Source organism: Filimonas effusa (assembly GCF_004118675.1).
In the GTDB taxonomy this organism is placed as follows: Bacteria; Bacteroidota; Bacteroidia; order Chitinophagales; family Chitinophagaceae; genus Filimonas; species Filimonas effusa.
The window spans coordinates 82361-105117 of the sequence record NZ_SDHZ01000003.1 but is presented as its reverse complement, the minus strand read 5'-3'; the positions used below and the strand labels follow the sequence as shown (position 1 = coordinate 105117).

At 44.4% G+C, this 22757-nt stretch carries 24 protein-coding genes and 1 pseudogene; 11 read left to right on the top strand and 14 right to left on the bottom strand.

The features are described 5' to 3' along the window. Positions 1-260: 260 nt before the first annotated feature. A complete protein-coding gene (locus ESB13_RS18360) occupies positions 261-554 on the bottom strand; it encodes a hypothetical protein (RefSeq protein WP_129005150.1) in 294 nt (97 codons plus the stop codon). 477 nt (positions 555-1031) lie between these two features. Here ESB13_RS18360 and ESB13_RS24315 point away from each other — a divergent pair. The 3 genes and pseudogenes from ESB13_RS24315 to ESB13_RS18350 all read left to right on the top strand — a co-directional run. Further along, a pseudogene (locus ESB13_RS24315) lies at positions 1032-1325 on the top strand (ATP-binding protein); the annotation flags it as partial. 128 nt (positions 1326-1453) lie between these two features. Next, positions 1454-1588 carry an ATP-binding protein gene (locus ESB13_RS24310; RefSeq protein WP_407920904.1) on the top strand — a complete coding sequence of 45 codons (135 nt, stop codon included), beginning with the start codon at positions 1454-1456 and terminating at the stop codon, positions 1586-1588. 240 nt (positions 1589-1828) lie between these two features. Next, entirely contained in the window at positions 1829-3256 is a 1428-nt protein-coding gene (locus ESB13_RS18350) for a thioredoxin family protein (protein WP_129005149.1), read from the top strand. Between the two features lie 167 nt (positions 3257-3423). On the opposite strand, the gene ESB13_RS18345 is transcribed toward ESB13_RS18350, so the two are convergent. The 10 genes from ESB13_RS18345 to ESB13_RS18300 all read right to left on the bottom strand — a co-directional run bounded on the left by ESB13_RS18345 (position 3424) and on the right by ESB13_RS18300 (position 12120). Beyond that, complete coding sequence (locus ESB13_RS18345) at positions 3424-3720, bottom strand: hypothetical protein (protein WP_129005148.1); 297 nt, start codon at positions 3718-3720, stop codon at positions 3424-3426. Between the two features lie 115 nt (positions 3721-3835). After that, positions 3836-4339 carry a TlpA family protein disulfide reductase gene (locus ESB13_RS18340; RefSeq protein WP_129005147.1) on the bottom strand — a complete coding sequence of 168 codons (504 nt, stop codon included), beginning with the start codon at positions 4337-4339 and terminating at the stop codon, positions 3836-3838. 17 nt (positions 4340-4356) lie between these two features. Then, positions 4357-4806 carry a MauE/DoxX family redox-associated membrane protein gene (locus ESB13_RS18335; protein ID WP_129005146.1) on the bottom strand — a complete coding sequence of 150 codons (450 nt, stop codon included), beginning with the start codon at positions 4804-4806 and terminating at the stop codon, positions 4357-4359. A gap of 370 nt (positions 4807-5176) precedes the next feature. Further along, positions 5177-6199 carry a helix-turn-helix domain-containing protein gene (locus tag ESB13_RS18330; RefSeq protein ID WP_129005145.1) on the bottom strand — a complete coding sequence of 341 codons (1023 nt, stop codon included), beginning with the start codon at positions 6197-6199 and terminating at the stop codon, positions 5177-5179. 209 nt (positions 6200-6408) lie between these two features. Further along, positions 6409-7401, bottom strand: a complete 993-nt coding sequence (locus ESB13_RS18325; protein WP_164974269.1) for a helix-turn-helix domain-containing protein — start codon at positions 7399-7401, stop codon at positions 6409-6411. A 223-nt stretch (positions 7402-7624) separates the two neighbouring features. Further along, a complete protein-coding gene (locus tag ESB13_RS18320; RefSeq protein ID WP_129005143.1) occupies positions 7625-7888 on the bottom strand; it encodes a hypothetical protein in 264 nt (87 codons plus the stop codon). A 6-nt stretch (positions 7889-7894) separates the two neighbouring features. Beyond that, positions 7895-10462 (bottom strand): protein kinase domain-containing protein, encoded by a 2568-nt coding sequence (locus ESB13_RS18315; RefSeq protein ID WP_129005142.1) that lies wholly within the window; start codon positions 10460-10462, stop codon positions 7895-7897. Positions 10463-10751: 289 nt separating this feature from the next. Next, on the bottom strand, positions 10752-11096 hold the full coding sequence (locus tag ESB13_RS18310; protein ID WP_129005141.1) for a LytR/AlgR family response regulator transcription factor: 345 nt from the start codon (positions 11094-11096) through the stop codon (positions 10752-10754). Positions 11097-11180: 84 nt separating this feature from the next. After that, a complete protein-coding gene (locus ESB13_RS18305; RefSeq protein ID WP_129005140.1) occupies positions 11181-11411 on the bottom strand; it encodes a hypothetical protein in 231 nt (76 codons plus the stop codon). Positions 11412-11556: 145 nt separating this feature from the next. Further along, positions 11557-12120, bottom strand: coding sequence for a hypothetical protein (locus ESB13_RS18300; protein WP_129005139.1), 564 nt, complete (start codon positions 12118-12120; stop codon positions 11557-11559). Here ESB13_RS18300 and ESB13_RS18295 point away from each other — a divergent pair. Both ESB13_RS18295 and ESB13_RS18290 read left to right on the top strand, forming a co-directional pair. Then, positions 12119-12367: a hypothetical protein gene (locus tag ESB13_RS18295; RefSeq protein WP_129005138.1), complete on the top strand. Its 249-nt coding sequence runs from the start codon at positions 12119-12121 to the stop codon at positions 12365-12367. The genes ESB13_RS18300 and ESB13_RS18295 overlap by 2 nt on opposite strands. Positions 12368-12640: 273 nt before the next feature. After that, positions 12641-12952: a LytTR family DNA-binding domain-containing protein gene (locus ESB13_RS18290; RefSeq protein ID WP_164974268.1), complete on the top strand. Its 312-nt coding sequence runs from the start codon at positions 12641-12643 to the stop codon at positions 12950-12952. A gap of 140 nt (positions 12953-13092) precedes the next feature. Here the strand turns inward: ESB13_RS18290 and ESB13_RS18285 are convergent, their stop codons facing one another. Beyond that, positions 13093-13545, bottom strand: coding sequence for a DUF983 domain-containing protein (locus ESB13_RS18285; RefSeq protein ID WP_129005136.1), 453 nt, complete (start codon positions 13543-13545; stop codon positions 13093-13095). Between the two features lie 63 nt (positions 13546-13608). Beyond that, complete coding sequence (porV, locus tag ESB13_RS18280) at positions 13609-14739, bottom strand: type IX secretion system outer membrane channel protein PorV (protein WP_129005135.1); 1131 nt, start codon at positions 14737-14739, stop codon at positions 13609-13611. A gap of 320 nt (positions 14740-15059) precedes the next feature. Here porV and ESB13_RS18275 point away from each other — a divergent pair, with 320 nt between their 5' ends. From ESB13_RS18275 to ESB13_RS18260, 3 genes are all read left to right on the top strand, one after another. Continuing rightward, positions 15060-16604 carry an SUMF1/EgtB/PvdO family nonheme iron enzyme gene (locus ESB13_RS18275; protein ID WP_129005134.1) on the top strand — a complete coding sequence of 515 codons (1545 nt, stop codon included), beginning with the start codon at positions 15060-15062 and terminating at the stop codon, positions 16602-16604. 92 nt (positions 16605-16696) lie between these two features. Next, a complete protein-coding gene (locus ESB13_RS18270) occupies positions 16697-17974 on the top strand; it encodes a UDP-N-acetylmuramoyl-tripeptide--D-alanyl-D-alanine ligase (RefSeq protein WP_246022621.1) in 1278 nt (425 codons plus the stop codon). A gap of 252 nt (positions 17975-18226) precedes the next feature. Next, positions 18227-19234: a PorP/SprF family type IX secretion system membrane protein gene (locus tag ESB13_RS18260; RefSeq protein ID WP_129005132.1), complete on the top strand. Its 1008-nt coding sequence runs from the start codon at positions 18227-18229 to the stop codon at positions 19232-19234. An 8-nt stretch (positions 19235-19242) separates the two neighbouring features. Here ESB13_RS18260 and ESB13_RS18255 read toward each other — a convergent pair whose 3' ends face one another. Then, complete coding sequence (locus ESB13_RS18255; protein ID WP_129005131.1) at positions 19243-19863, bottom strand: DNA-3-methyladenine glycosylase; 621 nt, start codon at positions 19861-19863, stop codon at positions 19243-19245. Positions 19864-19924: 61 nt separating this feature from the next. On the opposite strand from ESB13_RS18255, the gene ESB13_RS18250 reads away from it, so the two are divergent. From ESB13_RS18250 to bshA, 3 genes are all read left to right on the top strand, one after another. Beyond that, positions 19925-20716: an EI24 domain-containing protein gene (locus ESB13_RS18250; protein WP_129005130.1), complete on the top strand. Its 792-nt coding sequence runs from the start codon at positions 19925-19927 to the stop codon at positions 20714-20716. A gap of 23 nt (positions 20717-20739) precedes the next feature. Next, on the top strand, positions 20740-21441 hold the full coding sequence (locus ESB13_RS18245) for an SAM-dependent methyltransferase (protein WP_129005129.1): 702 nt from the start codon (positions 20740-20742) through the stop codon (positions 21439-21441). Between the two features lie 72 nt (positions 21442-21513). Then, positions 21514-22644 carry an N-acetyl-alpha-D-glucosaminyl L-malate synthase BshA gene (gene bshA / locus ESB13_RS18240; RefSeq protein WP_129005128.1) on the top strand — a complete coding sequence of 377 codons (1131 nt, stop codon included), beginning with the start codon at positions 21514-21516 and terminating at the stop codon, positions 22642-22644. Positions 22645-22757 lie beyond the last annotated feature (113 nt).

The following is a 22757-nucleotide window of genomic DNA, read 5'->3' as shown; positions in this document are numbered from 1 at the left end:
CGCATTTTGAAAAAAAGAGTGCTAGCGTCTATGATATCATTTATGTTGCCTCAGGCAATTAATGAATATGTTTCTATAATTGGACAAGGGGGGCTGCGGGATTTTTGGGCTACTTCATAAAAGGTACATCTAGGTTATGTTTCGTTGCCAAAGCTCAATGCAAGTGCACAGTTTAATCCAGTCTGAAAGCCATCATAGGTGTTAAAATTAATAAGCAGACATCTTAACATAGGATGTCTGCTTATTAATATGCGTTAAATTTAGGCTCCTTCACCTAGCAAATTAATTGCAGGGCATGATTCCACTTCTTGACATGGTTGACCTGCAGGAGTAGTTTTAGGTACCGCATAGAAAGTTGGTGATGGCTGTGGTTCGTCGCGCAAGAATACTGTAAGTGTACAGTTTAAAGCAGTTGGGTCGCCATTGTATTGCACTGGAATTCCGTTGGTGTGCGCTAAACACCAAGGTGTATTTACTGTCTTGTTATGTGCCATGGCAGTTCCAACTGTAGCTGTAATAGCTACTGCTGATAAGGCTAATGTTACTCTTTTCATAGTTTGATAATTTGATAATAGTTAATGTTTGCTTGCCTACTCTTTTTATGGTTTTCGGCTACTCCATTTTCTTTGCCTTTTATGCTAAGGGATCCGCTTAGTTATGTTCTGGCAAAAATAGTCTGCGTCTTTTATTGATTGGGCTTTAAGATATTTACTCTTATTAACTTTCTTTCTTTATAAGTGATAAGATGGTTGGAATACAGTCTTAGACTTATTCTTATTTTAGAGCTGCGGTGTAAGTACCATACTTAGATTGCGATAATGTATACGTGCTAATCGATAAAATTTTGGTCTTACTTTGAAGACTATTTTGCTGTAGTTTTTCCTTTAGGATTGGCGTTTGAGTTATTGTATTGTAAAGTTAGCTTTACTTTTCCCACAATAAGGAACTGTATAAGTGACTGCTAGGAACAGTTAAAAATGGCTGATACAAAGTGAACAACTGGCCCGGCAACAGGAAAAACAGCCTACTACCTGAAACCGGCCAAACTAAGACAGCAGGCCATCCCCGAACAAGTACACTGCTCCGCTGCGCGGAACCTGAGCAAACAACAGCTGGCCGTTTTACTGGAAGGCCAATACCTGAAAGACGCAGATAATATACTTATTACAGGTTCCACCGGGTGTGGGAAAAGCTATCTCGCCTGCGCACTGGGTTATCAAAGCTGTATGCTGGGGCAGAAAACTACTTATCTTAATATGAACCGTTTTGTTGAAAAAGTTACGCTGGCTAAACTGGACGGTACTTACCTGAAGCTACTTACTCACCTAGAAAGACAGACCCCGATCATATTAGACGATTTTGGCTTGCAGCCACTCACGCAGGAGATTAACTGGCGCTGCTACAGATCCTGGAAGAGCGTCACGGCAGGAGGTCTACTATCGTCACATCACAGTTGCCTGCCTCTGCCTGGCATGAGTACATCAACGAGCCCACACTGGCAGATGCAATTATGGACAGACTGACAGCCAAAGCCCATCGTATTGAACTAAAAGGGGAATCAATGAGAAAGAAAACTCAAAAATCGTAACGGGGAATCTATATTTTTGATCTGCTTTAGTAACTTCTATAACAGCTCTTTACATACTGCTTTAAACCACCTCCACGGTGGGGGCAACATCGACCGGAACGCAGGGGACAGCTTCAGCGGAAGCTACAAAATAGATTTAAATATCTTTATTTTTTATTTCATAGGGTGCATCGGGAAATTAAATTCCTCACTACTGATGTGCTTTCACTGTTTTTTATTTAACCATACTAAGATGTTATTATGCGTCAAATATGTTTTATATTTTTCGTGCTATTTCTTTTAGGCAAATTCGAGCCAGGCAAATGTCAGCAACAACCAGCAAAGACCGCTTTTAAAAAGTCTGCTATACATTTCGAAGAACGAATTGGATGGCAAGATATTCTTGCAAAGGCAAAAAAAGAGTCGAAATACATATTTTTAGACTGCTTCACGACATGGTGTGGTCCTTGTAAGAATATGGATGCTGAAGTTTATACTGATGATAGTGTTGGTGCTTTTTTTAATAGGAACTTTATTTCTATAAAGTTACAAATGGACAGATCAAAAGCGGATTCGGAGGCTACAAAGAGTAGATATAAGGATGCGGTTTGTATTTCTAAAAAGTATGAAATAACTGCATATCCTACTCTTTTATTCTTAAGCCCGGATGGAGAACTAGTTCATAGGCATGAAGGGTTTCTTAAGCCTTCAAAGTTTGTCCTTCTTGCCACTGCTGCAATGGAACCTGGTCGTAAATTCGTTGATCCGGTTAAGGAATTGCGTGAGGCCATTAAGAGCTACCAAAAAAGAGGGGAAAAGCTAAGCGATTTGAAACCACTTATAGATCAGGCAATAGCTGCAAAAAGAAAAATAATGGCAGACAGTTTATCTCAGGTCTACCTAGAAAGGCTTCGTAGTGAAGAAAAAAATAATTTATACAAGAAGGAGGTATTGTTGTTTATTGGAAACTCTAAGTTGGGTTTTGAAGATCCTTTGCTTTCATTATTCTATCCTGATGGAAGTAAAGCCGATGCAATTGTTGGGTCTAAAGGCTTTTCACAATTTGTTGTAGATAGATATATCAAGAAGAATTATTTCAGCCGAGATTCTGTATTTAAAAAAGATAGCATGTCTGTTAATTGGGATTCTATTACTTCTGTAATAGCCAAGCGCTTTTCTGTAGAATACGCTAATAGGGGGAGAAGTGCGGCACAGCTTAGGTGGTACGAGTTACGAAAAAGAGAGGAGCAATTTAAATATGGTTTTATTAAATTGATTGATAGCTTTGGAATTAGTGCTGTTCTCATTTACGATCATTTATTGGGTAGCTCCTCCAGATATGAGGATGGAAGAAAGAATTCTGCTATTATTGTAAATGCAGTCTGTGATGATTTAATTCTTAAAAAATCTGACGAAACTGCTATTACAGATTGGGGTATTAATTGTATGAGGAAGTTAGTACAAGATGGAGAAAATGACTCTACAGCTTGGTGGAATGTTTACACATTTGATACTTATGCGTGTCTTCTCTATAAAAGAGGTCTAATTGATCAAGCCATTTGCTATGAAAACAAAGCTTTAGCCTTGCTGAGAGCAGACCTTAATACTCCTAAAGACTATATAAATAGCTATGAGGCTACTCTTCTGAAAATGAAAGAGGGAGCACCTTTGTTTTCTAAAACTAAGTAACATTATTATAATCTATAATACAGTATGGAGTAATATGTTGGAGTTTATTCAAAAATTCTACTGCATGAAAGTTTCAATACTTCGTAAAAACTCTAAGGCGGAAGCGAGTATCTCATCAAGATGGGATACTCGCTTAAGTTATTATTAGTTGTAGAACCTAATATTAACTATTGTTGCAACAGATTAACTGTAGGACATGATTCAATTTCTGGACATGGATCTCCTGCTGGAGTCGTTTTAGGAATAGCATAAAATGTTGCACCTGGCTGTGGTTCTTCGCGGAAGAATACAGTAAGTGTACAAGTGGTTGCGCTTGGTGTTAATCCGTCATAAGGCAATAGCTGATTAGTATTAGGGATAGCTGCTGCACAATAAGGTTGAGAAACTGCTTTAGTATGTGCCATCGCTGTGCCAACTGTAGCTGCAATTGCCAGCGCAGATAAGGCTAATGTTGCTCTTTTCATAATGATGATTTGATAATAGTGAATATTGGTTGCTTACTCTTTTTATGGTTTTCAGCTTCCCCATTTATTTGCCTTAATTAGCTAATGGATCCTCTTAGTTTTATTATGGCAAAATTTATATTTTGCAAGCATTTAAAATAGAATTTTTAGACATCGCTCCTACATATACTTGCTGTAACTTTTTATTTTTATCATATATTGCTGAAAATGGCATTTGCATGGGCCTAAAATATTTAATAAAAGCTCTTCCAGTGTCCACTGCTATCGAGATGTTGCTGAAGTTTTTGGTTTTAAACTCCGAAATGAACTTGTTTATGTTTTTTATATGTTTTTTTTCTGTTATAAATATGAAAGATGTTTTTTTCAGTTTCTCGATGTTGTTAATAATTCTTCTTGTTTCCATTTTGCAGTAAGGGCAGGTTGGGGAGAAGTACATAAGAAATGAGTTGTTTTGATTTTGAGAGAGTGGGATAGAAATCGCAGTAATGGTATCTGTCATTGTCATATTGAAAGTTGGCATATCTGTCCCTTCTTTTCCGGTTTTGATTATTTGAGCGCCGTTTTTGTTAGAGCAAGCGATTGTAGTTGCCAAGAGGATATATGCAAGAATATGCTTCATGTTTTTTTTCTTTATGATTAGTTGAAAGCAGGCTGGTTTGTAATTTTAGATCTTTCCTTGCTTTTGTGTTCAAGAAAAATAGCAATACATCCAATCAATACAAATCCAGTATTGAATAAAAGATGTTGCGGCCATGAAAGTGACTGTAAAAAACCACCGCATGTACAGGGTGTGCTATTGTGAAACTTCATTAGATAAGCTACGTATAGAGTGAATGTTAACATTAGACTTGTGCCAAGATATAGTCCTTTCAGTCTGCTTTGAGGCCAGAATATTAATAGTGCTAGCAGAATTTCAGAAACAGGTAGTAGCCATACTACTACTCCGGATATAGGTCCAACTAGTGGCATTGTAGCTAGCTGCTCTCTTGATAAGTCATAATCCATTAATTTACTTATAGCTGTATAAATAAAAAGAGAGGCATATAAAATGACTATTAATTCGACAATTACTTTTTTTAGTTTCATATAATTTATTCTATTGGTTATATAGTTATTCAACTGGATCTATTGCTTTATTACCCAATGTAGTGGGAGCTAATTGCTCCCAGCTACTTTTGGATAACTTTATATATAATTGACTGTGTACAAAGGCGGGTACGGATGTTCCCTGTGTGGAAAATAGTATAGTCTCCACCCCTTTGTGATTACACCAACGTAGACACGTCAGTCGTTAGTCAGTAAATAGATTGATCTTGTTTTAGAATTGTTTCGCTGTAATGGCTTTTGTCTTTGTTGTGTGACCTGGTTTTTCTCTGCCTTGTTTCGATTAGCGCTGTTGTTCTTGAATTATTACTTTGTAAAGATACGCTCAGTTTTCACTGTTTATAGGAACTTTCTAAACTATAGTTGGGAGCATTTGAGTTGTAGTATTTACCTGTGGTTGCCTGTGTTTTTTCCTTAACTCATCAGGTGTTAATCCCAGCTCTCTTTTAATAGCCCTGCTGAATACACGCCTGTCTGCATAACCCAACTGCATACTTATCTCTTCAAACGATGTCCTGGTTTCTGTGATCATGGCCATAGCCTTAATCATCAGGTTTTCTCTTACTGTTTCTTCCAGGTATTCGTTATATCTTTTCCGGTAACACCTCGATAATTCCCTCGCATCTATATTGTATTGCTTGGCGAGATGTTTTAACTGGTGATCGGCATTGTGTGGTGCTTCAATAATGGCGTAACGTATGTTCTCCAGTAGGTACAGCATTTCCTCGTAAGCATCGTTTTTGCTGGCTTCCATAATATGTATGACTTGCGCAATCAAATGGTCAACCACGCTATAAAGCTTGAATAGTTTATAACTGCTTTCGCCACCGGTATGTAAAATGCGTATCAGCTCCTGGTTGATGCTGGTATTGATCCCCGTATGTAAAATGGATTGATCCTGCAAAGGGGCTTGCTCCAGCAATTGTTTGATGACAGACAGTATACAGGCACTTTCTGCTATATCCATGGCATAACCAGGCCTCAGCCGGAAACAAAGCAACTGGTGTACTCCGGCATCCAGCCGCATTAGTTTGGTGTTCTTGGGTACATATTGTAAGCCACAGGTTTTGTTTTCGAATACAGTCGACAAGGTAGGGCTATGCTGGCTGATAAACGTACCTTTAATAATAAAATAAAGATAAATGGATGGCGCGTCTTCAATAGCATAGAATCGATCTGCTTCATTCATCCGGTAAGTCCGAAGCGTCATGTCAAATCGGGCGCATTGAAAAATTTGGGTGTAAACGTAACCACAAGGGTACTTTTTGCACGAACTGCTGTTGGCCCAGCTTAACTCGTACTTTTTTAATTCGGCGGGTACTGCTACCGGTTCCCCGATATCATACCTCGTGTCCGAAGTGTAACTGATTTCCATAGTTTGCTATCCTCCGTTTTCAATCCGGGGCCGCTGGCAAGCTTGCTTCCCGGATCTCATTTTAGAACCGTGAACAAATGATGTATAGTAAATGTCACTATATAAAATATGTTTTTAGGTAATGCTGAAGACTAAAGTTACCACAGAACATATTAAAAAAGTATGTGATTATTGATAAAAAGCAAATGTGAAAAATATAACTGTTGTAATTACATCGATCGGCGGTAATCCCTGGGATACATACCATACATGGCTTTGAAAGCATTGCTTAAATTGGCCTGGTTGGCATAGCCCACTTCATAAGCAATATCCTCTATCCGCATATCCGTATCTTGTCGCAACAGGTCGGCCGCTTTTTGCAGGCATTGGGTACGCACAAAATTTTGAATAGGCTGATTATAAAGCTGCTTGAATGTTTTCCGCAAACTGGCTTCACTTAAGCCGGCCAGCTGTGACAAATAATCCATGGTACAGGTTCTTAAGCTGGGGCTTTCGAGGATAAAATCATGCACCCTTTCAACTTTTTCCCGGGAGGTTTCTCCATCACTTTTTTGCCGGTTGTACTCATGTAAATGTTTGGTGAGCTCCGTAGCCAGTATGTAAAGGATGCTATGAAAATAAATGCTATGATGCTGGATCTTGGGATCGTAAAGCCCTACCCGGTTTACCTGGTCTCTCACTACCGTGTTCATGCGTAATAAGGCTACTGGCCTCCCTTTGGGAGAATGTTGCAAGGCAAGATTAAGCAGGATCTTCATATCAGGTATTACCTCTGCCAGTCCTTCCAGTAATTCATCTGTTTGTAAAAGTATTTGTAGTGCCCCGGAAAACCCCGGACCAACCTGCACTTCATTGGCGCCAACAGGAGCATAATAAGGACCATAATCTCCCGTGCGCGTTTGAAGGAGCTCGGTGTAGGGAGTGATCTGGCAGCTATAAGAACCTTTCAGGTTATACATAATGCCGATGGACGATTCATCATGAAAAGGATAAAGCGTGATGCTGCGGTCGCTGATGGTATAGAACCGGTGAAAAGTATGTTTCCCTACAGGTATTTCCTGGCTGATGATATAACCAAAGTCATAGCGTCTGCAGGAATGGTTACCATGGTTAACAGGTACAATATATTGACGGTAAGCGGCTGGTACCGGTACTTCTGTTCCCTTGTCATCTGCAGGGTTCGATGTGGCGAATACTTTCATATTGTTAGTCTTACTGTTTTCCATTAAAGGCAAACGTTCTCAGCAGATCACGATTATTACAATCATAGCCAGCCGGCTTATATAACCCAACGGGTCACATTTACACTTCAGGTACGGTTAAGACGGGAAATAGTTAGTTTTTTCGGGGAAGTAATTGATCCTGTATTTCCGGGCACAAAAATATAACACAATTTCTTATTATACCAAGTTTATCTTTTTTAATTCATTTTATAGCGGTTAAGCTCATTTTGTGAATACCCATCGTGGCATCACAGGCAAGCGGGCAATCCTTTTCTGTTGCGATATAGGTATAATGTGGCTTTAATACACTGTCTTCAAGATTATCAATTCCCAGTGTACACGCACCAGGCCCTTGTTCTACCGGTCTTGCACAATACAGTACATTCATGGAACGGCTAAAAGCAAAAGCGCCGCAACAGGTTGCTGCTATCAATAAGGCGCTGATAAAAGTTGTTGACTTTTTCATATTTATTCAGGCAATTGTTTGATGCTGTTGATAAACTTGTATCTGTTTTTCCAGGTAAGCAAGCTCATATTCTTCCGGCCGGCACAAAGCCAGCGTTGGGTGTTGTAATTGTCGCCAGAACATATGATAAGGTTGCTTCTGTGAAATACTGGTATGTTGTATTACAGCGCTCACCCATGCTGCCCGTTTTAGCCAGTCGACATCTTCAAATACTTCCCCGGCCAGCAGGTAGGTTTCCCCTAGTCCTGCCATCCCATATTCCAGCGAAGCGCTGTCCAATAGAATGTATTCCGGCACCCGGCTTAATAATCGGTTACTTAACGCTTTATATTCGGCGGCTTCCAGTATATGTCCTGCTTTTATCAGTACGTAAATAATGCCCAGGCTTCCCTCCGAAAACGTAAGCAGGTCAAGCCGCCCATTGTTATGCCAGCCTTCAAATCCGTTTTCATTTCGTTTCTCACGAACCAGCCAGTTTAGGCCATCTGTGATCACTTCTTTTAAACCTGGTTGTGCATCCTGGTGATAAAACTCCAGTAAGAAAAGCAGGATCCCCGCCACACCTCTCAACAATCCCGGTCTTGAAGTTTCATCTGTTGGCCTGCGCAACGCCCACGACCCGTCCGGGAGCTGTTGTGTAGCAAGTAATTGCACAATGGCATTTAATTGCTTGCTGGCGAATGCTTTGTCATCTATCCAGGGTAAACACTCGAGTAAAGCAAGTCCTTGTCCCGCCATTCCCGTAGCAATATCAGCTTCCATACCAATGCGGCTAAAGCATTGTTGTATAAATGCGCTGATCTCGGGTGTATCAGCCAGCTTATCATTGCGTAATACGCCGCAAACGCAAACTGCCATACCGGTAACACCATGCAAAAGACTCGTTTGGTTACTGGAAAAATCCTGGACCAGGCCGCGCTTAAAAGTCGGCCACTCAAAACGGCCTGCCGGAACTTTAATTCGTTCGTCTACGATGTTAACGCTGATATAAGGCAATCTGCTCTGCTCCACCTCCTGCAAAAGACTGTAAAGCCCTTCTTTTACAGCTCTGATGTCGGGCCTTAATGTCGGATCCTGGGCCATACAACCGGTGATCAGCCGTACAATGGCTGAACTGCCTGTGAAAAACAGCAGGTTTTTTTCCAAATTGGCCGGATGAACCTGGTCTATTTGCCTGGGTGATAGGCCTGCAAAGAAGCGGATCATCAGCCCGCCAATATTATAAACATCCTGCGCACTGGTAGGTGCCTGGGATGTTCTTTGCTCCGGCGACATATATCCAAAACTTCCCAATGCAAAAGGCGGTTGTAACGGCACTGCTGTAGTGTCATAAGCCAGCTCCAGGTCAATCAGCGTGATCTTATTACCCCTGCCAATTATAAAGTTCTGCGAAGTAATATCCCGGTGCAGGTAACCGGCCAGGTGCATTTTTTCAATTAGTGTAACAATATGGATAAGCATATTTATCAGCTCCCGCTTTTCACCGGCAGTAAGATGAAACCAATGCCGGTATTTTCGGATATGCCCAATCCAGTCACGCAGCGAAACACCTTGCACAAATTCCATTGCCATATACACCGTTGTATCCTTTTCAAAGAGATCTAGGATCTTCGGCAACGGAATCACATCCCGTAATGCTTCATGCAGTTGATATTGCCAGCGTAATCTGTCTGTATTATCCCTGTCATATTCATCAGCCGAAACAGCGTAATGTGCAGCCTTGATAATACAGGGCTCCTGGGTAAAGCCGGTAAAATAACTGGCCCGGTACACACAACCTTTCATGTCGGCTTTGATAGTGCTGTTGATGGTGTACTTATTATGCAACTTATGCTGCTCCGAATTGCCTTCTGCCGGTGGCTGGTGTGCTTTGATATCGCCAAAAGGCCATTCCACGCCCGGCGCCAGGTACCAGGGATCGTATAAAGTATCTTGGATCCGGTTGGTAAAAAGATTGGCGATCAGCCGCTGCCCCGGTGGACGGCTATCAGGAAGCTGCTGAGGAGCAGTACCGCCATGCCGGGTATAAACAATGCCGCCCAGGTGTATATCGGTAGCAACAAGAGGGCCTTTGTAGGTAGTAAACGCTACAAGGCGCGCTGCCAGTTCTATGGCGTTGCTAACCGATTTTGGGTAAATGGTAATGATTTTTCCAACATAGGCCTTCCCAAAACTGCCACCCAGTAACATATTCACAATAGCCTGGGTTTTCGCCAGCCGGAACGAAACGCCGGCGGCTTTTAATATAGGAAGACAATCGTCTAGTAATCTTTTTACCTGTGTCGGTATCACAGAAAGATGCAATATCCATGCTCGTGTTTCAGGTAATTCTCCCACCTGCCAATGGTATTGCAGTTCTTTAAACTCAAACCCATGGTTACGTAGTAGGGCTGCATATTCCTGCTCAGGTGTAACAGTCGGCTCAGTTGTCGAAGCTGCTGTCTCTACGCCTGGCGTCACTGTATTGTGCGTCGCTTCCGCTGCCACAGCAGGTGCTGGTGGCACTTGTTGTGCTGGTGGTGTGTCAATGGTTGCAGCGCTGTTATCAGCAGCAGCTGTTTCTTTGTTTTGCATAGTACATGATTTGGATTTTCCCTTGCCGGGTATCTCACAACAGTTAACAGCACTTAACTAACTGTAGTATGTTGTAGGAAAAAGTGGTAATGGTTCATGACGACCAGGGCGCACGGATCCGGATGAAGGAATGGTTAATCATAGTTTTTCTTTCAATAATAATGAAGCAAGCAATTTTTTGAGTTCATAATATTAGATAAAAAAAATTGTATTCACACAAATGCTACTTGTGAATTTTGAAATGTGCAGGATGAGTGGTACACAAAACACTACAACCGGCAAAAGCTGTTTACCCCTGTGATCCTTTGCTGGTATGAATTGTACGTACCTCGCTAAGCAACAATCGAAAATATTTTTTAGAAACCGGCAAATTTCCGACTCCTTTAATGTCTGTAACGTCTGAATTTATACTTACGATGCGTTGCAGCGGAACAATATAGGAAGTATGTATCCGGTAGAACCCATTGGCCTTCAGGCTTTCAGCTATTAGGTACAGGGGCATCTTAACAAGATGTTTGCAATTGTCGAGATGAACAGTACTGTAAACATCGCCGCCTTCTATATGGCTGATCCTGGATATTTCAATATTTAAATAACCGTCCTGGTGAAAAATGAACAAATGATTTAAAGGCATTGTATTGTATTTAAAAGATTTGAAAGAGAATAGCTTGAGTAATTTTGAAGACGAAGGAGAATCGTTCTCCTTCGTCTGAATCGGTTAGTAACCTTCTACCGCCACCTGGCTAACCGCCGTAGCAACACCTCCGGCTACTGCAAGATAACCGGCAATAGTAGTGACAGCTGCAGGTAAGCTAACTGGTGCTGTAAGTAAAGCGGCGCTCGCCGCCGCCAGCACGAGCCCGATGGTTCTTAATTTTTTAAAGAACTGCGGCGTCTCCGCCTGCGCCCTTTCAACGAGCGTCAAATTGTCAATTTCAGTTTGTGTCATTATTAATGTATTGATAGAGTAACAGGTTGTATGATAGTAGGGCTTAGCGTAATGCTTACCCCTTTCCCAATCTGTTATCTCTTTGTTAAAGGAAAAGCAAGCCGGCAGGAGGAGTATCTCTGCCGGCCGGCCAGGCACCTGCCTTTTACACGACTTTATTGGAATTCGCGCTATTCCCCGGCAGGTTGAATGCCGTAGCGGTAACAGTCGATCCGGAAGGAGAGCTGTTCAGCGTAGTTGCTGTATATATCCAGTCAAGATCATTGGCTAGCACAACTGCTTCACCCTGTTCAATAATGGAGCCCGCGCTCGATTTAATGACGATCTTCACTTTGTTCACTTTACACTTATCGGTAGCCTTCACCAAAATTTTGCTGCCGATACTGCCGTTATAACCACTTACATCAACCAGTTTTACTTCCGGCAGGTCATAGAAGTTTCGGACTGCCACGTTATAGGCCGATTCAATACCTTTTGCCTTAAAGGCATAGATCTCTTTAACGGCAGGGTCAACGATTGCTGCCCTGGCGTAGGTGATGGCATCGGCGAAAAGAGCCTGGTGTTGTAATTCTTCTTCAGTAAACGGCTTCTTTCGTTTCTGTGGCCGTTTGGCAATAAATGTGCGCCCTTTGCGCTGTCTGTAAACAAGCATATTGCCTGTTAATCCGCTTGATCCCATTACGAAATCATTATTTAAAACTTCACCCATGATAATTAGTATTTTTTATGAAATAATAGAAACGCAACCCAGTGAAACATTCGTTACGGGGACGCTCTTCCCGTACTTCCTGCTGAGCGTACAACCTTTGGTCGCGTTCTGTAATGCAATGTTACGATACCTGTTAGCCCTCAAAAAGCAGGAGATAGGTAAACGACCAAATGGTCATGGTAAACAGCAGGTTGAGCAGGGTGAGCGTAAAAAACAGCCCTCGATTGAGATGTCGAAATGCTTTTAAAAAATAGTAAACAATGAATGGTATCAACTAGGGTAGGAGAGCTTAGTTATTTTAAAGTTTTGGCAATGCTGTTTCGAAGCACGCGTAAAGCCGTTTCTAAGCTGTTGTTTACCATTCGTCCCTAAACAAAGATGTTATCACATAAACAGGGCCATGGTTTAAAATTTAACTGCTACGTTTACATCGCAGTTTGCAAACGCAACCTTTTAATTTTTATGAAGAAACACATTAAAGGCTACAAACATGTCTTGTTTTATTTTCAACCGCAACAAATTGATAAGGATTCCGATGAAAGACATCGTCCTTATCAAGGCCGCAGGCCCCTTTACCAACATTTACACAGTAAATGGTGAAAAGTATCCGACAAACCTTACGCTGAAGGAGTTTGAAGAAATTCTGGGCGACAAGGAATTCTGTCGTGTCCACCGATCGAGCATCATCGCTTTACCGCGCATACAGTCGATTGAAGCCCGTGTAGTGGACCTTGGTGATAGGCAGGTGGCTGTCAGCCGGACTTACTATCCGCTTCTTTTAAGTAAGATCGACAAATTCTTCAAGGTAAAAACCAAAAAGAAGAAGAAGTGATCTTTCCCCCCTCTCAGCATTTACCCCATAATGAAATAGGATCGGTGCCCCATTAAAAACCAAGCCTGGTTGCAGTAGTCCAAGTCAGCATTGGACTTACCGTAACCAGGCTTTACTTATATTTCCTGTAATCTATTATACTACCAATTCCCCATCTGCTCCTTCACGATCCTTTCCGGCGCATCAACCTTATGCGTCTTCCATTCCGGATCATATTTCACAAACCAGCTCAGCCATATAGAGCGCGAGAGGCGCATCAGCGGCGGCTGTAACCCCACCAGCAGGCAGCTGTTCACCACCAGGTACCAGATAAGACTATTATCATCGATAGAAATACCCAGCAACACCCACCACGCCACAAACACAGCAACAGACACCGCCACGCCCAAAGCATAGCTAACATAGCTGGTGCCATAATAAAACCCAACTTCAATCTCCGTAGGCTGCCCGCAGGTAGGACAATTACTATGCATCTTAATATACCTGCTTTTCTTCAGCGCATAAGCATTCTTCTCCAGGAACAGATCTCCCTCTCTGCACCGCGGACACTTATTCCGCAATACACTTAAAACATACGATGGCTTGGACTTCATGTTGCAAAGATACTGATATAGATGAGGGACTACAACAGGTGATGCCGGAATCCAGGTTCCGGGCTATTCTTTTACCAGGTCAAACCCAATCCCCAACCTCAAAGTATTGGACAACGGATTTCTCGTCACCCCACTCCCTGAAGGGATCAAATAAGAAAAGTTCGCATGAATAGCATTATACTTGAACCCAACTCCCATGGTAAGATACCGTCTTCCCCCCTGCGATTTGTCTTCATAATAATACCCCGCACGCGCAAAGAATTGGTTCACATAAGCATATTCCGCTCCACCGGAGATCTGTAAGCTCTTAAACCCGCCATTATCGCCTCCAAAACTCTTGAACCAGCTTTCAAAAACGCCACGGGTATAATAGTCGTCGATATCCTGCGAAGTGGGCGCCTTGGGCAGCGCCGGCACCAGCAGTTTATTGATATCTGCCGCCAGCGTCAGCTTCGAATCTTCATCAAAAGCCCAGGTATAACCCACTCCCACACCTAAGTTGGCAGGGATATAATCTTTGGCATTGGCGTTATTGGTATAACTTATTTTAGTCCCCAGGTTCGACAATACAGCTCCCCCGGTGAACCCGGCGCCCGTTTCATCGATACCATTATAAAAGAACGAGATATCTGCACCAAAGGCATTGCCGGGCTTATAGCTTACCCCGGAACCATTGACATCGCCATTGGCCAGCCTTGAATTGATATACCGCAACGCCAGTCCCAAACTGGTCTGCTTCGACAAACGGCGGGTATATCCCATGTCAAAAGCAAACTCACGCGGATCGGAGGTGCCGAGACGGTCGCCATTAATATTGGTAAACTGGATGGAGCCAAGATTGAAATAACGGATAGAAGAACTGAGCGCCTGCTCATCATCTATTTGGTAATAACCAGCCAGGGAAGCCAGGTAAACATCACTGGTGATATCACTTAACCAAGGGGTATAGGTAGCGCTGATGCCCGACTTTACCGGGGCAAACGGCAGCTTCGCCTGGTTCCAGAAACTGGAGTTGGCATCGGGGGCCGTAGCAATGCCGGCATCGCCCATACCACCTGCACGGGCATCGGGAGAAATACGTAAAAATGGAACCGCTGTAGTTACAACGTTAATGTCCTGGGCTTTGGATTGAACCATTCCTGTTCCACAAAGCACTGCTAACAAAGCAGTTATCCTAAAACGAATTACTTTCATTTAAAATGATGATTTAAGGTATCGTGATGCCTTTTCACGAAATTATCAGAAACTTCAGAATCGGTGTTAGGGTAGAGTTGGAGTCAAATAGTCGGATAGTTTGGTGTAAAGGATATGAATGGCAATGATTATTTTTAACAATTGTATAGCAAATATGTGGATTTTTTACTTGTTTTGCAACTATCCATGTTTTTTTAATTTAAAGTAAGCCGGCGCGCGATGTATATCGAAAACGATTATATTCGCAATCTCTTCGACTTACTTGCAATAATTAGGAAAAACCAAACGTTAAATATTCAGCAAAAACTGTTGTCTGCAACATGCAAAATAGACTGATAACTTGTACGCTTTTATTGGCTGCCCTGGGTGGCCTCTCAGCCTGCAACAAAAACAAAGGGGGTAAGTCTGACGTCACCGGTTGGAATTACAACGACGGTAAGAAGTCCTCCGGTTTTTACGTTGCCAAACCCAAAGACATCAAAACAGGCCCCGGTCTGGTATTCGTTCAGGGTGGTACTTTCACCATGGGCGCTACCCAGGAAGATGTAATGGGCGACTGGAATAACGTTCCACGCCGCGTTACCATCAACTCCTTCTTCATCGACAAAACCGAGGTTGCCAACGTTCACTACCGCGAATACCTCTACTGGCTGGAGAATGTGTTCCAGGATCCCCAGTACGAAGCAGTGGTGAAAGGCGCCAAGCCCGACACCCTGGTATGGCGCAGTGAGCTGAGCTATAACGAACCGCTCGTGGAATATTATTTCCGTCACCCCTCTTATAACTACTACCCGGTGGTTGGCGTTACCTGGAAACAGGCGTATGACTTCTGTATCTGGCGTACCGACAGGGTGAACGAAAAAGAACTGATCGACAAAGGCTACCAAAACCAGAATGTCCTGAAACAGGAACTGAATGGTGGCGGCCAGGATAACTTCAACACCAAGTCTTACCTGATGGGTGAGTACCAGGGCGTTCCGGGTAAACCTAAAAAGAACCCGCTGAAAGATGCACAGGGCCGTCCGCGTAACACGGTGAAATTTGAAGACGGCATCTTATTACCCGACTACCGCCTGCCTACAGAAGCAGAATGGGAATATGCCGCGCTGGGTCTTATCAACGAAAACCCTTCACCCCGCCGTTCCGAAAAACAACGTGGTGAGGAGTTGATCTCCAACAGGCAGATGTACTCCTGGAAAAACGACGGTTACGACAACCTGCGCGCTACCCGCAAGGGCAACTGGCAGGGTGCTTTCCTCGCCAACTTCAAAAGGGGTAATGGTGACTATATGGGTACGCCCGGTGGTTTGAACGACCGCTCTGCTTATCCTGCCGACGTAAACTCTTTCTTTCCCAATGGTTTTGGCTTATATAACATGAGTGGTAACGTGAACGAATGGGTTGCCGACGTGTACAGGCCTACTACCAACCAGGATGAAGATGACCTGAGCCCTTACCGTGGTAACGAATTCAAAACCGTTGACGTAAGCGGTGGCGAAGGTAACCTGCGCGACAGTCTTGGTCGTATCAAATATGTCAATGAAAATGACTCCAGCTTACGCAACCGTTTCAACTACCAGCGTTCCTATGCAGTGAACTTCCTGGATGGTGACTCGTTGAGCTCTTCTTCTTACGGTTATGGCATCACCACCCTCATCAGCGACAAATCACGCGTGATCAAAGGTGGCAGCTGGAACGACATGCCTTACTGGCTGAGTCCCGGTACCCGCCGCTTCCTGCAGGAAGATCAAAGCAGCAGCACGGTAGGTTTCCGTTGCGCCATGACACACTATGGAGCACCTGAAGGCGCCGGCAGCAAACACAAAACGGGTAACTTCTTCCCAACCCGCAGACAAAAGAGATAAGGAAAAGGTAAATACAAATGAAGGCCATCCACGTTCAACGTCGGGTGGCTTTTTTTTGCCCCTCATCATCTATCTTCACGAAAAATTACGCCGTGACCATTCCTGAACTATATTCCCTGTTTTTACTCCACCCTTCCGTTGAAACCGATACGCGTAAACTAAAAAAGGGTGATCTCTTTTTCGCATTGAAAGGGCCTTCTTTTAACGGCAATACCTTCGCCCTGAAAGCCCTGGAAGCCGGCGCAGCCTACGCAGTGATAGACGAGCCCATAGCACCCAATAACGGCCGCCTCATCCTGGTCGACGATGTGCTTACAACCTTGCAGCAGCTGGCGCGCCATCACAGGGAGCAGTTCAACATCCCGTTCATCGCCATCACCGGCAGCAACGGCAAAACCACCACCAAGGAATTGGTGCACGCCGTATTGGCCAGTCACTATACCACCTGCACCACCCAGGGCAACCTGAACAACCATATAGGCATCCCCCTCACGCTTTTAAGAGTGCAAAAAGACGCTCAATTCGCGGTTATAGAGATGGGCGCCAACCACCAGAAAGAAATTGAAGGATACTGCACCTATGTGCAGCCAACACATGGCATCATCACCAATGCCGGCAAAGCCCACCTCGAAGGTTTTGGCGGCGAAGCCGGCGTCCGCAAAGGCAAAGGCGAACTGTTCGATTACCTGCGCGCTCACAACGGCGTAGCCTTCGCCTTCAACGATTACGACTACCTGCACGAAATGTCTGCCGGCATCCCCACCATCGAATGGTACGGCACCACCAGCGGTACCGTCACCGGTGAAGTGGCGCACTCCGAGCCGTTCCTGGTGCTGAAAATGACCAGTGGCGTAAATTTTAAAGCACTAAGCACACAGCTGGTAGGCAGCTACAACCTGCCCAATGTATTATGTGCTGTTGCCGTAGGTAAACACTTCAATGTCCCCGAAGACAAGATGGTAGCGGCATTGAGTCAATACACCCCCTCAAACAGCCGTTCTCAGCTGGTAAATGCCGGCAGCAACAAGATCATCCTTGACGCTTACAATGCGAATCCATCAAGTATGAAAGCCGCCATCGAAAACTTCGCAAAAGTAGAAGCTGCTCAAAAGATCTTATTACTCGGCGCCATGATGGAACTGGGCCCCGAAAGCATCGCCGAACACCAGCAGCTGGTAGACCTCATCGCCCGGTACAACTGGCACGCAGTAGCGCTGGTAGGAGGAGATTTCGCGAAAGTGAGCCACCCCTATCACTACTTCCAAAATGCCGCCGCCGCCGCCGAATGGCTGAAGGCACAAAACTTTACCGACAGCTACCTGCTGGTAAAAGGCTCACGAAGTATAGGGATGGAAAAGGTGATACAATAAAAATTAGCTGCTCGGCCCCAGCTATGTTTCACTGGCTATTATCAAATGAACTATATGCAGTTAAGTTTTGCCACGGAGGAAAGACTGCTGCTTAAACCATTTTCCTTTTATGTAAAATGTTTCCAGCTTCCTTATCTGTTTGCCGGTAAAATGCACGCGCATGTTGGGGGAAACCAGTAATTTCGCGGAATTACAGACTCAACCCTTTCACCATCCGCCATCTATCCCTATATTTAGGTGGCAATATCAACTATGAGAAAAATAATCCTAAGCTTTCTACCCTTAATAGCGCCAATATTACTGCTGGCGCAGGATCCGCATTTCTCACAGTTCTTTTCATCACCACTTACCCTGAACCCCGCATTTACAGGAAAATTCGACGGCACCTTCCGGGTCTCCGGCAACTACCGCAACCAGTGGCCTACCATCAACAGGGCTTACCAGACAGCCACCTTATCGGTAGACCTGCCTGTGATGCTCAACAGCATCCCCGAAACAGACAGGTGGGGCGTAGGTTTTATGGGCTATACCGATAAAAGTGCCAATGGCGCCGTAAAATTCAACTATTTCTCCGCATCTACAGCCTATCATATAGGCCTCGATGAAGAAGGTTATCACCAGATAGGCGCAGGCTTCCAGGCCACCTATGCGAATATGATGATCAATACCGCCGACCTGAAATTCGAAGACCAGCTTACCGCATCCGGTTTCACCGGCGTGACATCCGAGCTCTTTAACGGCTCAACCCTCAAAAACAACTATATCGACGTAAATGCCGGCCTCTTATATAGCGGCAGTAATACCGACCGTGATTTCTATTATGCAGGCATCAGCATGTATCATATTAACCGTCCGAAGCAACAGTTCACCGGTGCCTTATACCTGCTGAATCCAAGAACCACGTTCCATGCCGGCGGTTATTTCCCGATAGGCGAAAACCTGACCCTTCACCTGAGTGGTTTGACCAGCATCCAGGCCAAAGCCAGCGAAACCGTCATCGGCGGCGCCTTCCAGATCCAGGCAGGTACCGAAACCATGATCAATCCCATTAACCTGTATGCCGGCGGATGGCTCCGCGTAAAAGACGCTTTCATTCCTTACCTGGGAATAGAAATGAACAATGCCCGTTTGGGCATCTCGTACGATGTCAACACCTCCCAGTTAAAAAGCGCCTCCGCCAGCCGTGGCGGGATCGAAATTTCGCTGATCTATATCGCGCGCCCTTCCGATAGAAAAGAAATGCCCTGTCCCAGGTTTTAGGAGTATTCCTAAAGGGAGAGGAGAAATCTATAAGGCAGTTTGGCATCTTCCCCTGCATAGTCAACCCCTATACGCGGCCCGGCCACAATCGCTTCCTCGGGATAGCTGGTGCCATCCGAGGCAATAAAGATCTCCGGAGTATTTATAAGACTTTGCCCCGTATGCCGGGTATGAATCCCCAATGCCTTCGATACATTACCAGGCCCGGAGCCAAAAGTCTGGCTAACCTTCGTTTTCCCCGTGCGGGCAAGCATATGTTCCACACCCACCAAAGGCGTTATCCCCCGGATAAGAATGGCATGCGGAATATCCTTCTTATTGGTAACCACATTAAACAGGTGGTGAATTCCATAACACAGGTAAACATACGCCGTTCCGCCGGGGGAGTACATCACCTCGGTGCGGTTGGAGCGGCGCCCGTTCCAGGCATGGCAGGCGCGGTCGGTAACCCCTTCATAGGCTTCGGTTTCTGTGATATAGCCAGCTGTGACTACACCGTCGAAGCAGGTGACCAGGATCTTCCCTATCAGTTCGCGCGCCAGCTGTACTACATCTTCCCGTTCATAGAAGGCGGCTGGTAAGATCTGCCAGTGGCTGGGGAGGGTACATGGCTGTTGTTCGTAGCTCATGGGTTAAAAATACAAACGGATAGCGATGAAGGGCTTATATTTGGCCAAAAACAGACGACCGTTGTTAAAAGAGATTATCATATCCATCCAGTCGTTTATCCAGGCGAATGAATTTATTCGCCGGCACAAGTTGTGGAAATGGATCCTGGTGCCGGGTATCGTATATGCTATCCTGTTCATGATAAGCATGTATTTTTTCGGGAAGACCTCCAGCCAGTTCATCGAATGGCTAAGCCTTAAAACAGGACTAAGTAACTGGGTATCCCGTATGCAAAGCAGCCTGCTGGGCTTCCTGTTCACACTATCAGGACTCATCTTCTGGCTGATCCAGATGATGCTTTATTTCTCGCTGTTCAAATACGTTATTCTTATCATCGGTTCGCCGGTATTTACATATCTCAGTGAAAAAACAGAGGCTATTATCGCCGGAAGAGAATTAAAGTTCCGGCTTACCGAATTACGTGCAGATATGACCCGTGGCATTCGGGTGGCGCTCAGGAACGCGTTCTGGCAAACCATTTATACCTTGTCGATTCTCATCCTGTCTATTATTCCCGTAGTAGGCTGGGCCACCCCTTTGATGGCGGTGATCAACGAATGTTTTTACTGGGGTTTTTCAATGGTAGATTATAACAATGCGAGGCGGAATATGAGTGTCAACAATAGCATTTATTATATCACCCATCACAAAGGCCTGGCCACTGGTAATGGCCTGTTGTTTTACCTGATGCACCTGGTGCCTTTCTTGGGTTGGGTATTAGCCCCGGCCTATGCCATCATTGCTGCTACCTTAAGTATGCATGCGATCCAGGAAAAACCAGGTATTATCGATAACCACCTGGGACATTCCTAACTACCATTCTATACCTATCATTTATGGGAACTGTTTACCTGATACCTACTGTATTACATGACGAGCCGGAGGCGCTGGAAGTATTGCCGGCTTATATTACCGATGCTGTAAAGCAGTGCCAGGTATTCTTCGTTGAGAATGAAAAGACGGCAAGGCGTTTCCTGAAACGTTTATGGCGCGAGATGGTGATAGATGATTATGCCTGGTATGCGATCCATAAAGCCGAGGATGCGGTAAGGACCCAATTCCTGGAAGCGTTACAGGCGGGAAAGAATATTGGCATTATCAGCGAAGCAGGCTGCCCCGGCGTTGCCGACCCCGGGCAGATATTGGTAGCAGCGGCACAGCAGGCGGGGGCAGTAGTAAAGCCCCTGGTAGGCCCCAGTTCCATCCTCCTGGCGCTGATGGCCAGTGGTATGAATGGCCAGGGATTCCGTTTCCGCGGTTACCTGCCTATAGACAATCTTGAACGTCGCAAAGCGATTAAAGCTATAGAGGTCGAATCGCAGCAGCAGCAATGCGCCCAGATCTTCATCGAAACTCCTTACCGCAACAACGCGTTATTAAAGGACCTTTTGCAGTATTGCCAGCCTAATACCAGGATTTGTGTTGCCGCCAATATCACCGCATCCACCGAAAAGATCCAGACAAAGACAGCCAAGGAATGGTTGAAACAGGTCCCCGAGTTACATAAAATCCCTGTTATATTCCTAATACAAGCTTAATGCTACCTCGTACCCTCGGCCGTCTGACATCTGCCATCTATTCCTATCTTTGTGTGTAATAAACCATTATGCATGCGTATAGGAATTGTATGCTATCCCACCTTTGGGGGTAGCGGAGTATTGGCTACAGAGTTAGGAAAGGCATTGGCAGATAAAGGACATTCGGTACATTTTATCACATACCAGCAGCCGGTGCGGCTGAATGTATTCAACGCAAATATTTATTACCACGAGGTAAGGGTGCCTACCTATCCTTTGTTTGATTATCCTCCTTACGAGGTGGCACTGGCGAGTACGATGGTAGATGTAATTATGAATCACGACCTGGATCTATTACATGTTCATTATGCAATACCTCATGCTTCGGCGGCTTATATGGCCCGACAGATTGTTCAAAAGAAACTGGGGCGCGATGTTCCGGTGATCACCACCCTTCATGGTACCGATATTACCTTGGTAGGTAGAGATAAGATGTATGAGCCTGTGGTTACTTTCTCTATCAATGAAAGTGCAGCTATCACTGCGGTATCGGATAATTTGCGAAAGGAAACATATAGGCATTTTGATATCAGCAAGGAAATAGAGGTGATTCACAATTTTGTAGATGTAAAACGATTTAGCAAGAAGCCGATTGAGGCATTTCGGAAGGTGATAGCACCTAAGGATGAGAAGATTTTGGTGCATGCTTCAAATTTCCGGAAGGTGAAGAGGGTGCAGGATGTTGTGAAGGTGTTTGCAGAGGTGAAAAGGGAGCTGCCGGTCAAGTTGTTGATGGTGGGAGATGGGCCTGAACGGCATATAGTCGAGGAATTGTCAAGGGAGTTACATATTGATGAAGATGTGCGTTTCTTAGGTAAGCAGGAGCAGATAGAAGAAATATTGGCAATTTCTGACTTATTTCTACTGCCTTCTGATTATGAAAGTTTTGGATTGGCTGCATTAGAGGCAATGGCTGCGAAGGTGCCAGTACTTAGTAGCAATGCGGGTGGATTGCCTGAAATCAATATAGAAGGTGTAACCGGATATCTTACTAATGTGGGAGATGTGCCTGATATGGGTCGAAAGGCGCTAGAGTTGTTATCAGATACAACACTTTTGAGCCTGCTAAAAAGCCAAGCTTATGAGCAGGCTTGCCGATTTGATATTCAGAATGTAGTGCCTTTGTACGAAAAGCTGTACAATAGATATTGCAGGATGTACTAGTCAACGCTACATATTATAGGCAAGAGATAACTAAAAACCGTTTAGAACTAGTAATTAGAAAAGCGAGGGCATGATTGAGAAATAAATAAAAAGCTATTAAACTTAATTGAGCT